General features: G+C 60.4%; 10 protein-coding genes and 1 riboswitch. Of the genes, 7 read left to right on the top strand and 3 right to left on the bottom strand.

The genetic code is table 11. The features are described 5' to 3' along the window. The first annotated feature begins 9 nt into the window (after positions 1-9). A complete protein-coding gene (locus JNM03_RS01195; RefSeq protein ID WP_294033813.1) occupies positions 10-486 on the top strand; it encodes a nuclear transport factor 2 family protein in 477 nt (158 codons plus the stop codon). Between the two features lie 19 nt (positions 487-505). Continuing rightward, positions 506-961, top strand: coding sequence for a DMT family transporter (locus JNM03_RS01190; protein ID WP_294033811.1), 456 nt, complete (start codon positions 506-508; stop codon positions 959-961). 45 nt (positions 962-1,006) lie between these two features. On the opposite strand, the gene JNM03_RS01185 is transcribed toward JNM03_RS01190, so the two are convergent. The 3 genes from JNM03_RS01185 to JNM03_RS01175 form a co-directional block, all read right to left on the bottom strand. Then, entirely contained in the window at positions 1,007-1,465 is a 459-nt protein-coding gene (locus JNM03_RS01185) for a DUF6265 family protein (RefSeq protein WP_294033809.1), read from the bottom strand. A gap of 74 nt (positions 1,466-1,539) precedes the next feature. Then, complete coding sequence (locus tag JNM03_RS01180) at positions 1,540-2,772, bottom strand: cytochrome P450 (RefSeq protein ID WP_294033807.1); 1,233 nt, start codon at positions 2,770-2,772, stop codon at positions 1,540-1,542. 78 nt (positions 2,773-2,850) lie between these two features. Continuing rightward, on the bottom strand, positions 2,851-4,341 hold the full coding sequence (locus JNM03_RS01175; protein ID WP_294033805.1) for a hypothetical protein: 1,491 nt from the start codon (positions 4,339-4,341) through the stop codon (positions 2,851-2,853). Positions 4,342-4,796: 455 nt separating this feature from the next. Between JNM03_RS01175 and JNM03_RS01170 the strand changes: the two genes are divergently transcribed. From JNM03_RS01170 to JNM03_RS01150, 5 genes are all read left to right on the top strand, one after another. After that, positions 4,797-5,270: a hypothetical protein gene (locus JNM03_RS01170; protein WP_294033803.1), complete on the top strand. Its 474-nt coding sequence runs from the start codon at positions 4,797-4,799 to the stop codon at positions 5,268-5,270. Positions 5,271-5,333: 63 nt separating this feature from the next. Beyond that, entirely contained in the window at positions 5,334-6,137 is an 804-nt protein-coding gene (locus JNM03_RS01165; protein WP_294033801.1) for a hypothetical protein, read from the top strand. A 107-nt stretch (positions 6,138-6,244) separates the two neighbouring features. Further along, positions 6,245-8,722: a TonB-dependent receptor gene (locus JNM03_RS01160; RefSeq protein ID WP_294033799.1), complete on the top strand. Its 2,478-nt coding sequence runs from the start codon at positions 6,245-6,247 to the stop codon at positions 8,720-8,722. A gap of 231 nt (positions 8,723-8,953) precedes the next feature. Next, a riboswitch (TPP riboswitch) is annotated at positions 8,954-9,064 on the top strand. Between the two features lie 57 nt (positions 9,065-9,121). After that, positions 9,122-11,008, top strand: coding sequence for a phosphomethylpyrimidine synthase ThiC (thiC, locus tag JNM03_RS01155; protein ID WP_294033797.1), 1,887 nt, complete (start codon positions 9,122-9,124; stop codon positions 11,006-11,008). Positions 11,009-11,286: 278 nt separating this feature from the next. Further along, complete coding sequence (locus JNM03_RS01150) at positions 11,287-12,486, top strand: reverse transcriptase domain-containing protein (RefSeq protein ID WP_294033795.1); 1,200 nt, start codon at positions 11,287-11,289, stop codon at positions 12,484-12,486. The last annotated feature ends 343 nt before the right edge of the window (positions 12,487-12,829 follow it).

The raw sequence follows: 12,829 nt of genomic DNA, 5'->3' as shown, positions 1-12,829 counted from the left end.
AGCCATCGCATGTCCAAGCCGCCTCTTCCGCCCTTCGACGCCGACAGTGCGCGGCTGAAGGTCCGCCTGGCCGAAGATGGCTGGAACAGCCGCGACCCGGCGCGCGTGGCGCTCGGCTATACGGAAGACAGTGTGTGGCGGAACCGCGCGCATTTCATCACCGGCCGCGCCGCCATCATCGCGTTTCTGGCCGGAAAATGGCAGCGCGAGCATGACTATCGACTGGTCAAGGATGTCTGGGCCTTCGCCGGCAACCGGATCGCGGTGCGCTTCGCCTATGAATGGCACGACGACGATGGGCGCTGGTGGCGCTCCTACGGCAACGAAAATTGGGAATTCGCCGACAATGGCGAAATGCGACGCCGAATCGCCAGCATCAACGACGTCGCGATTGCAGAGACCGATCGTCTGCTGCACTGGGCACGCGACGGGCAGGGCGACCGACGCCCTGACGATCATCCGGGACTCGAAGACCTCGGGCTCTGACAGCATCCAGGGGAAAACAATGACAACAGGACAGGCGCCGGCTTTCGCGGCAGTCATGTTGCTGACGGGGATCGGCATTCCGGTTCTGGCGGCTCTCAACGCCGGACTTGGAACGCGGCTCGGGCATCCGATGGCAGCATCGGTCATCCTCTTCGCTCTGGCGCTGCTTATCGCCGTTGCGGGGGCCGTTGCCACCGGTTCGCTCGGTCAGGTCCGGCTGACCGGCACCATCCCCTTCCAATTCTATCTTGGCGGCACATTCGTCGCCTTTTACGTCATCGCCGTCACGATCATCGCGCCGCGCTTCGGCGTCGGCAACGCGATCTTCTTCGTGCTTCTGGGCCAACTCGTCAGCGCCGCGACGATCGACCATTTCGGGCTGTTCGGGGCGCTGCGATCAGCGGTCGATGCAAAGCGCATCGCCGGCATCGCGCTGATGATCGCGGGGGTCTATCTGGCGCGAAAGACAGGCTGACCCACCACCGCCGCGAGATCACGCGCGCAAGGCGCCACGGGCTTCCTACCGGCGCCGATACACCCAGGACCGCGCTTTCGATCCGTCGATCGCCGAAATCGTCGCCGTCATGACGTCACCGTCGCGCTGGTAACGGATACGCTGGGGATAGTCGTGCGCCGCATTTTCAAAGGTCGCGCTCATGACGTCTTGATCGGCCAGCAGGAAAGCGACCGGCGTCCCGCCGCCGGGTTGGGCCACATAGGCGACCACGCCATCCTCACCGACCTGCAGCCGCAGGAACTCGAACTCCCCAAGCGCGGCGCCACGCCTCGACCGGCTCGCGCCCAGCATCACGCCGCCGCGCGGGATCGTCCAATATTCCTCGGTCCAGCGGCCGCCAACCGCGCCCGCGCTTCCCTCCTCGACCCAGCTTCCCGCCATCCACGCAAGATCGGCCACCGTCGGCACAGGCGTCGCCGCAATCAGGAGCACCGCCGCGAGCAAAGTTGCGATCCTCTTCATCCCGTTCCTCTTCGACCCGCTGTCGACGGCACCCCAGCGCGGCCTTTCCCTCGCTTCCCGACGGCAGGTGCCTGTCAGTCCACCACGATCCGCACCGGCATGTGCACGAAGCCATGCAGAAAGGGGCTCGGTAGGCGCTCCGCCGGGCCCTGCGGTTCAATGCGGATGCCGCGATCGACGATCTCCTCGATCAGCGTGCAAAGCTGGATTTCCGCCAGCCGCGCCCCGACGCAACGGTGGATGCCATGTCCGAAGGCGACGTGCCGCCGCGCATTATCGCGCCCGACATCGAACCGCTCGGCATCGGGAAACACACTCTCGTCCCGGTTCGCCGAGATATACCAGAGGATGACCTTCTCGCCCTTGCGCAGTGTCTGCCCGCCCAGTTCGACATCCTCGGTACAGGTGCGCCGCATATGCGTCACCGGCGACTGCCAGCGGATGATTTCCTGCGCGGCGTTGGGGATCAGCGCCTTGTCGGCGCGCAGCCGGTCCAGCTCGCCGGGAAAGCGGTGCAGCGCCTCGACCAGCCCGCTCATCGAATTGCGCGTCGTATCGTTACCGCCGACGATCAGCAGCGCAATGTTCGCCAGCCGCTCCATCGGGTTGAGGCTGCCCATCGCGTCGCTGTGCACCATGCGCGACAGCAGGTCGTCGGTCGGCGGCAGCGCCTTCCGCTTCGCGAACTCCTCGTCGAACCGCGCCAGCATCGCGGTCATCTGCGCCATCCATTCGGCGCGATACTCCTCGCTGGCCGTTTCGGGCGAAACATTGCCGCCATAATCCGACCAGCGCTTCAGGTCGTGGCGCTCCTCCCACGGGAAATCGAACAGGATGCACAGCATTCCGATCGTCAGCGGGACCGACACGCTCTCGACCCAGTCGAACGTCTCGCCGACCGGCAGCGCATCGAACAGTTCGCGCGTCCGTCGTTTCACCGTCTTTTCGCGTTCGCTCATCTGGCTCGGGCTGAAAGCGGGAGAGATCACCTTCCGCTGCGCGGTGTGGACCGGCGGGTCGGCGGCGATGAAATTGGGCAAGTTCGATTGCGGCGGGGGGTCGGCGATGACGATGTTGCCATTCTCCCACGAAGAGGAGAAGGTCGCCGGATCGAGCTCGACCTGCTGGACCAGCGCGTGGCTCGCGACCGACCAATATCCGCCATAGGGGCTGTCGGGGCACCAGCTTACCGGCATCGTGGCGCGCAGCGACGCGAACGGTTCGCGCCACCGGTCTTCGACATAAAGCGCGATGTCGCTGACATCGACCGGGCTTACCGCGCGCGCTTCGTCCATCACCGATGCCATCTCGCTCTCCCGCCGCCCGCGCGTCTCGTGGATCTTGCCTGGCGACTATGCCACGGCGGCAACGGGAGTCCAGCGCGGCTACATATCATGCTCGGCGAGATAGCGGTTGATCTCGGACGGTGAGGACGCCTCGCTGCACCCGCCCGCGCGCTCATAGACGCACTGCTTCTGTTCGCCGTCAGTGCACGCCCTTTTGACGAACGCCGACGACAGCTCAGCCTCAAAGCCGTTCCAGACAACCGCATAATTATAGAAGGCGGGATCGATCTTTGGATCGCCCTTGCCGCGGATGAAGATCGGCACGTCGCGCCGCAGCCGCGCATAGCCATAGGTTCCGTCGAACTCGCGCCCGACGAGCGCGAAGCCGCAGAGATCGGGTCGCGCGCGCGCGTCGTCGATCGCCTTTGCGGTAAACGATGTCACGATGAACGTATCGCGCGCCTTGTACACCGGCACCACCGTCGCCGCCGCGAGCAGCCAAACCACGACCAGCAACCGCAACCGCCCCTCGGCGTTCAGATTGCGCTGCTTCGCCCACCATGCGGCAAAGTCCGCGGTCGCCACCCCCGCCAGCAGGATGAACGCGCTGAGCGACGGGATGAGGAAGCGATATTCCTTGTGACCGATGGCGCTGTGCACGACGATATTCGCCACCGCAAAGATCAGCAGCAGCGGGTAGCGCCGCGCCCCCCACGCCGCGAGCGCGAGGATCGGGAATGTCCAGACGGACCAAACTTGCCAAACTTCGCGCACATAGCCCAGCGGGCCGGAGACGCCGTAGCGGGCGGAGACGTTGTCGACGATGTTGCGGGTGAAATTATTGACCATCCATTCAAAGGGATAGTCGCCGCCGAGCATGTCGCTGCCCGCGCCGACCGCGAGCGCCAGCAAACTGCCGCCGAGCAAAGGCACGAAGCCCGCAAAGCGCACCGTCCAAAGGTACCATAGCGCCGTCACGCCGATCGCGGGCGCCAGATGCGGCCGGAACAGGAAGGCCATCCCCAGCGCAAAGCCGATGGCGACGAGCACCCGCGCGCTCCAGTCGCGCCGCGCCAGCAGGGCGATCGCCGGCACCGTCAGCAGCGCCGCCATCTGTTCGGTCAGCGGATGCGGCGCGAAGCCGACAAGGTCGGTCCAGAAGGCGGCCAGCAGCCCGGCCGTCCAGAAATGCGCGCGCGACACCCGCGCCCCCAGCCATCCCGCCGCCCCGACGATCCCCAGCGACAGCAGCGCCATCACGATACGCGGCAACAGGATCGGCAGCCGGCTGTCCGGCGCGATCCATTCGCCCAGCCGCATCGGCCACGACAGCAGCCACGGATAAAGGTCCGCGCGCATCCCGTCGCGATATTCCCAGGTCATCACCGAATAGGCGTGCGTCGTGCGAAACGCGCCTTCGAGATATTGATAGACCTCGTCGGGGTGCAGCACGGTCTCGAACCACGCCGACGCTAGCCGCAGCGCCAATGCCAGCCCCAGCACGACCATCCAGTCGCGCCGCGTTACTTGCTGTATCGGATTATCCCCCATGAACCGGTGGTAGCGGGCGGGATTCGCGCTGTCACCCACTCGCTGTCATCGTCATTCCCGCTTTTCCGGAGACACAATGTTGCAACTCGCTGGAAGTAGCGATCTGAAATCCCGGGTATACGTTCAATCGTTTTGCGCGCTCGTTCAGCAGATATTGATCCAAGATCGACTTAAAATACTCAAAATTGGTCGAGCTTTATCTTGATTCCTCTGCTTACTTTCATAGATTTTTATCGGGTTCGTGTTCCAACCCATTTGCAGAAACAGGAGTAAAATCGATGAAGCGTGTTCTATTTTCGGCCGCTATACTGATTTCTACAATCGTTCCGGTCGCCCATGCGGAACCGCTTGCAACCAAAACGACGCAATCAGTATGTGTTCCTGTTATTGTTGACACACCAGAAGGTCCGGTGGAAGGTGTCTTGTGCTTTCCCCAAGGCGGCCACGTCTAAATCAATGACTTAGCGGGCTTCTCCGCGGAAGGTGCTTGCCATGTGAGCACCTTCCAATATCTGCGCGATAGCCGACCCAAGCGGACCTGGGGTACATCACGACTTGAGAACATTGGAAATGTCATGATTTTTTCTTTGGCAATGATGGTTCTTTCAGCCGTTATTATGTCGCCCTCTTCCACGACACCCGCGCTCCCAAATCGGGCTGCCGTGCAGAATATTGAAGGACGTGCGACGGAGGGGGTGTGGACGGGGAAATTTCTTCAGAGAGACTGGACCTTTGATTTCAGAAATGAGAACGGAGCCTGGTCCGGGAAATATATGCGGTCCGATGGCAAGAGTTGGCTTCCGCTGAACGAATTGTCCATTTCCGAACGATCCGTATCGTTTAGCATAGAGTCCAATCCGAAGGTCAGCTTTTCACTTTCGATCGATGCTGAAAGCCGGAATTTGGCGGGGGTCGCGACTATCGATGGCATTGCGGCGGTACCATTTTCAGCGGCGCGTCAACCCTGACATATGCTGTCCGTCCCGAGAGTCGCTGCCATAATGCTCCTGATGCCCCCGATGAGTTCGGTCATGGAATCTCATTCGGGGCAATCGTTCATCAGAAGCACCGCATTCGGTTACGTGGATGTCGACGCAGAAAGTGCTGAGTCGGCAACGGAAGAAGGGAACGCCGCGTATCGATCGGCGGGATCAGTGCTGAACCTTGCCGACGCGCGCTTCGGCATCGTCGATTCAGACTATACGACATCCAGATGGGGCGATCGGTCTCCGGACGGCCTGCCCGTCTATGTGTGGACTTTCAGAAAAAGCTCCACCAATCGGACGCTTCCCCCACCTGTCTATTTGTTGCGGCACGAAATTGGCCATGACCTGTTTGTCCGTTACCTCGTGCCCAGCACGAAGCGCGATCAATATGGGGGCGATGCGCCTGACTGGCTCGATGAGATGGCGGCCGTAGCATTTGAAGGGGAGGCCCTGAAGGCGATTCGGCGCCGCGCGGCGGTGCGTTATGCCAGAGAAGCGAAGCTTATCCCCTTGCAGAGGTTCTTGACGATGGTTCACCCCGAGATGGCGACGGGATCGATTCCCGCATCATCCGGGCAATTGGCGCCCGTATTTGAGGCCCGATCCAACGAGACGCTCCAATTCTATTCCACGGCCACAGCTTTTTATGACTTCCTGGTCATCCGAACAAAGAGCGCTGCTATCATCGCCCAATTGGCGGCAGCTTTCCGCGATGGCGAAAATCTTGACCAGTGGATACTTGCCCGGACCGGGTATGAGGAACGGGAAAACGGAATCGACGCGTTAAACGCTGACTTCCTGACCTGGATCGCCTGTGATCCCGACTATGGCGGCGGCGCCAGCCGGTGAGAAGACCGAACCGCAGGCCGCTTCCTTCTACCGCCCAAGCGGCCCTCGAGAACGGTCGGCGGGACGTGTCGGGCGTTGAAGGGAACTGGATGAATCCAGGACTTAGATTGGCCGCGGCGCTGATCGCCGGGGGTACGACGATAGCTCCGCTCGCCTGTCTGGCCGAGCCGCCTGCGGCAACCGATCAAGCCCCTTCCGAACCTGTGGAAACGCCGCAGCGACAGTATCTGGATGCTGACGGCGATCCGCTGCCGACCGATATACAGCGAGATCTGGAAGAGCAATTCAAGGAAACTCCCCCGCTGGCCTCAGACCCTGAAACCGGCGGGCGGGCCGGGTCGGCGGTCGATGCGCCGCCGCAGGAAAATGACGGGAGCATCCTCGTTACCGGGCAGCGACCTCGGGGAGCGGTCGTTGGAGACATCCCGCCGGAACGGACGCTCAACGCTCTCGACATCGACGCCTATGGTGCCGGTACTATCGGGGAACTCATCCAGGCACTGGGATCACAAGTGGCCGGCGGTCGCGGAGCGGCGGACAGCCGCCCCGTCACGCTGCTGAATGGACGGCGTGTATCGAGTTTCACCGAGATCGCTGAAATCCCCGCCGAGGCGATCGAACGAATGGAGGTGTTCCCGGAGGAACTAGCCTTGCGATATGGATATCGGGCTAATCAGAAGGTCGTCAATATCGTAACATTTGAGAGATTCAGCTCTCGCCTCGGCCAGCTTGGCCATATCCTCCCCAGTGCCGGAGGATACGACACTGACAATGCGCAAGCCAATTATTTTGCTATCCGGGGAAATACGCGGTTCGACTTTGGCGCAGAGTATAATCGATCGACATCGCTGCTCGAAAGCGAACGGAACCTGGCACAGTTCGAGGACGTGCCGGATGCGGGCGAATTTCGGACGCTGCTACCCGAAATAGAACGGCTGGCACTCAGCGGCCTGATCAGCGGAAACGTTCTGGACGATGTGTCGTCCACGCTGCATGGCCGTTTCGAGGCGACCAATATCAACGGCCTTGTGGGGCGCGACGCGAATGGACCGTTGGCCCAACGGACCGATACACGGACCGCCCATATCGGAACCACCTTGCACGGTAGAATCGGTAAATGGCTTTGGACCTTCACAGGAAATTATGATCGCCTGCGCACGAAGGTTTTCACCGACATCGCCGCTGAACGAAACAAGACACAATCCTCCGACAGCCATGCGAGCGCCAATATTTTGGTGAGCGGTCCGGTGCTGCAATTGCCTGCCGGTCCAATATCGGCAAACGTCCGGGGAAGCCTCGAACAGCGCGATTTCAACAGCGTCTCGCAAAATGGTAGCGTTGAGCGGGCAGAGATTTCCCGCGACAGCGGCGCTGTACAAGTGAATCTCGACGTGCCGATCACCCGGCGGCGTGCGCAGCGTGGTTCCGGGCTGGGCAATCTTTCCGTCAACGCCAATCTCGAGATCGAACAACTTTCCGATTTCGGCACGCTGCGCACCTTCGGCTATGGTCTCAACTGGGCGCCGGTCGAAGCGATCAACTTTGTTGCCTCCGTTTCCGACGAACAAGGCGCACCAGCTATGGAGCAACTGGGAGCGCCGCTTGTCGTGACCCCGAATGTTCGTATCTTTGATTTTGCCCGACGCGAGGTGGTGGATGTCATACAAACATTCGGCGGCAATCCCACTCTGCGTTCCGACGATCGCCACGTCCTGCGGCTAGGCCTCAACGCAAAACCTTTGGCCGCGACCGACCTGACCCTGAGCGTGGATTATGTCACGACGGGGGTCGACCACCCGATCGCCCCCTTTCCGATCGTGACCCCGGAAATTGAGGTCGCGTTTCCGGAACGCTTCACGCGCGGTATCGATGGCCGACTCGCACAAATCGACGGCAGGCCGCTCAATTTCGAACGGTCCCGTCAAAAGCAGTTGCGCTGGGGCGTCAACTTCGTTCGCCCCTTGGGAGCGGTAGAACCGTGGATGCGCAACGCCCCTGTACGGACCTATTCGAGCGAGGCGGAGGCACGGGCGGCGGCTCCGTCAGGTACCATGGTCGCGATGGTTCAGCCCAACAGCGCAATGGCACGACGTTTCGAGAATATGAAAAGCCGACTATTTGTCAGCCTCTATCATATGTGGCGTCTGCAAGATGAAATCCTCGTCCGCCGGGACCTGCCCAAGCTCGACCTGCTCGATGGTGCGGCGATCGACTTGCGCGGCGGTCCGAGGCGACACGAACTCGAATTGCAGGCGGGCTTTTTCAAAAAGGGCCTGGGCGCGCGCATCACGCTCAATTGGCAAAGCGGATCCATAATACGCAATCCGAGCGGCGGCGGCGATCTGGCCTTCTCCGACCTGGCGACGGTGAACGTCAACCTGTTCGTGAACCTTGCCGACCGCTTCGGCGGCGCCAATGCACCGCAATGGCTCCGGGGCGCGCGAACGACCCTGGGCATCGTCAACCTGTTCGATCGACGCCCACAGGTCCGCGACAGCACAGGTTCGACCCCGCTAAACTATCAACCGGCCTATCTCGATCCGCCCGGCAGGCTCATCAGCTTCGGCATTCGGAAGGTTTTTTAACTCGAAATACTCGGCATATATCCTGCTCGTTCAAAAGCGATGCGGCCGCCACCTGTACCCGCAAGCCCATCCGGGTTGGCAATTTTCGGCGCGGATGAGGGTCTGCCCTCCAGATCCTGGCGGCTCCTTGCCCGCATTTGGCGATTGCGCCGCGATGATCGCGCCGCAAGCCGGACCAGGGTTCACGGGAATGACGAGATGTGGACATTCGTCCCGCCCCGCCCTAACGTCCGCCCATCCCCGGGGAGCCTGAGTGTGGAAACAGGTTGAGAGCGGAACAGTCCGCGACCCGTTGAACCTGATCCCGGTAACTCGGGCGGAGGGAGGGCCGGCGTTCCACCCAAAAGCCAAGTGGGGGAAATCCGTCTTTCGCTCCGATACCAAACGGAGCGACTGCACATGGCCGACATCGACGCGAAATTCGAAAACTCCGCCCCGATCGGCGTTACGACCGGTCCGATCCGCGGCAGCCGCAAGGTTCAGATTGCAAGCCCCACCGGCAGCGGCATCCGCGTCGCGATGCGCGAGATCGACCTCGACCCGCACAGCGGCGAACCCAGCGTCCGCGTCTATGACACGTCGGGCCCCTACACCGATCCGAACGCGCAGATCGACATCGCCAAAGGCCTCCCCGAACTGCGCGCAAGCTGGATCCGCGCCCGCGGCGACGTCGAGGAAGTGACCCAGCGCGAGGTGCGGCCCGAGGATAACGGCCAGCTTGGCCCCGACCGCAGCGGCGGTGTCCCCGCCTTCCCCAACGTCCGCAAGACGGTGCTGCGCGCCAAGCCCGGCGCGAACGTCAGCCAGATGCACTATGCCCGCCGCGGCATCATCACGCCCGAGATGGAATATGTCGCGACGCGCGAGAATCTCGGCCGCGAACGCCTTGCCGAATATAAGCGCGACGGGCAGGACTGGGGCGCCAGCATCCCCGATTATGTCACCCCCGAATTCGTTCGTGATGAAGTGGCAAGAGGCCGCGCGATCATCCCCAGCAACATCAACCACCCCGAAAGCGAGCCGATGGCGATCGGCCGCAACTTCCTGGTCAAGATCAACGCCAATATCGGCAACAGCGCGGTCGCGTCCGACGTCGCGAGCGAGGTCGACAAGATGGTCTGGTCGATCCGCTGGGGCGCCGACACCGTCATGGACCTGTCCACGGGGCGCAACATCCACGACACGCGCGAATGGATCATCCGCAACTCGCCCGTCCCGATCGGCACCGTCCCCATCTATCAGGCGCTCGAGAAAGTCGGCGGCATCGCCGAGGACCTGACCTGGGACATCTTCGCCGACACGCTGATCGAACAGGCCGAACAGGGCGTCGATTATTTCACCATCCATGCGGGCGTCCGGCTTCCTTACGTCCCCCTCGCGGCGAAGCGCATGACCGGCATCGTGTCGCGCGGCGGCAGCATCATGGCGAAATGGTGCCTCGCGCATCACAAGGAAAGCTTCCTCTACGAACGCTTCGACGAGATTACCGAGATCATGAAGGCCTATGACGTCGCCTACTCCCTCGGCGACGGCCTCCGCCCCGGCAGCATCTACGACGCGAACGACGAGGCGCAGTTCGCAGAGCTCTACACGCTCGGCGAGCTCACCAAGCGCGCGTGGGCGCAGGATGTGCAGGTGATGATCGAGGGGCCGGGCCACGTGCCCATGCACAAGATCAAGGAGAATATGGAAAAGCAGCTCGAAGCCTGCGGCGAAGCGCCCTTCTATACCTTGGGGCCGCTCACCACCGACATCGCGCCCGGCTACGACCATATCACCAGCGGCATCGGCGCCGCGCAGATCGGCTGGTACGGCACCGCGATGCTTTGCTACGTCACGCCCAAGGAGCATCTCGGCCTCCCCGACCGCGACGATGTGAAGGTCGGCGTCGTCACCTACAAGCTCGCCGCCCACGCCGCCGACCTTGCCAAGGGCCACCCCGCCGCGCAGGTCCGCGACGACGCGCTCAGCAAAGCCCGCTTCGAATTCCGCTGGCGCGACCAGTTCAACCTGTCGCTCGACCCCGAAACCGCCGAGCAGTACCACGACCAGACGCTCCCGGCGGAGGGCGCCAAGTCGGCGCATTTCTGCAGTATGTGTGGCCCGAAATTCTGCTCGATGAAGATCAGCCAGGAAGTCCGCGACTTCGCGAAGCTGCAAAATCAGGACAGCGCGGGCTTTATTGCAGCAGAAGAAGCCGAGAAGGGCATGGCGGAAATGAGCCAAGTCTATGAGGACACTGGGCGCGAACTGTACATGGGCGCAGGTGATCGGGAGCATGATTAAGTAGTTCGGGAGCAATGTTTGCGGGCAGTATTGGAGGCCGCTTGCAAAGTTGCCATGATTACCCCATCTTCATGGGCGGCTAACGACCCCCATTTGGGTTTGCCTTCAGAAGTGGAAAGCCGCTTTCTGTAGTCAGGTCGAAGTTTCGGCGAAACGCGCCTTCGTGGCCGTATCCCGCAGCTTCGTACACGTGGCAAATGCCGGTTCTCCGAATGCGGAGGCTCGGCTCCTAGATACCCGCCAGCATGGGGCGATTAGGTAAGGCTGGCGGCAACTAGATGGCTAACGCCTTGGACAATGCATTTTCGAGGGCTAATCTCGAAAGTGTCTGGCGATATGAGGGACGGCGCCTCAGAAAGTCCTGTTTCGGTATAGACCGAAAATCAGGCAAAAAATTTCAAGAGAATATTGCTTCTGAGTTTTATCAAATCCGGGAAAGGATTCGAGGAAACTTTAAACCTAAGGGCCTTTTGGCTATCGCGAAGCCGAAAGAAAACGGCGGGCATCGCATTATTTGCGTCCCAACCATCGCCGATCGAATTGTTCAATTTGCGATTCTCAATGAAATAAGGCCAGCGCTTGAGAAACGCGGCCTTCTCAACTCAATCAGCTACGGCCTCATAAGAAACTCCAATCGAACCGTTGGTGACGCGCGAATTCAGTCAATTCGTTTCCGAAACAAGCACAAGTGGGTTTACAAAGCCGACATTGAGAAGTTTTTCGACAATATACCTAGAGATATTATTGTCGATCTCTCATCTAGAATAATACCGCATCGATCTCTCCACAAGTTGATAATCCCGTTTGTACATACGGAGATTGAAGACGGATTTGACCCTGATTGGAGGAATATTATTGGACGATCTGGAATTGTCCCTGGAAAAGGCGTCCGTCAAGGCATGCCCCTATCTCCATATTTTGCCGGGTTGATACTTAGAGATTTGGACAAAACGCTCGAAAAGCACGGATACCGAGCAATAAGATATGTTGATGATATAGTTGCCTTTTTTGATTGCGAAGAAGAATGCACTTCCTTTGACAAATTTCTTCGAGGTGAGCTTGAAAAGCTAAGTCTATCCATTGGCGCTATCGGAACAAAAAACTCTAAGACTAAGGTTTATAAACCCGAGGAATCCGCCGAATTTCTTGGAATGGAAATAGCGTTTTCGGATTCCGGAGAGTACGAACTTCGAATAAGCGACAAATGCGTTCAGAACATCGGGGCAAAGATTGCAGGTTTGGGTAGAGTCGATGCGCTTCTGCAAAAAAGGGTCACGCTACCAAGGCTGGGCGGTTTCCTTGATGCTCTCTCGTCCGGGTACCTGCAGGCATACAAAGGCGCGGCAAATCACACTGAACTGGTGCATGAAGTCTCAACAATGAAACGCGCGGCGCTGGTCAGCGCAATTGAAGAAGCGTTGGGCCAGCATTTTAGCGCCCTCAATAAAAAACAACGCCGTTTCCTTGGCATCGAATAGACGGGCCGTCCCTCGACGCGACCCAGCAACTTTAGCTGCGTCCATCGCGTCACCCCCTCTACAATTCATCATGGCAAAACAGTCATGGCCGCAATCAACATGCTGACCACGGGTTACTGATCAGCGCCCTACGCCTCAAAAAATTCTATTGTCCTACAGCGTACCAAATCGGTTAATCTTTACAGATGACCGATCAGACCCCCTTCCCCGCCCCAAACGCCACACCCGCCGCGCGCGACGCCCACGGCTTCAATCCCGATGATTACGAATGGCTACCCGTCGCCCGCCAGCGCCGGTCGGACGGCTGGACGCCCCAGCGACAGCGGGAGTTCATAGAGGTGCT

The sequence above is a fragment of the Sphingopyxis sp. genome, from assembly GCF_016793825.1.
Lineage (GTDB): Bacteria > Pseudomonadota > Alphaproteobacteria > Sphingomonadales > Sphingomonadaceae > Sphingopyxis.
This window is presented reverse-complemented; position numbering and strand designations above follow the sequence as displayed.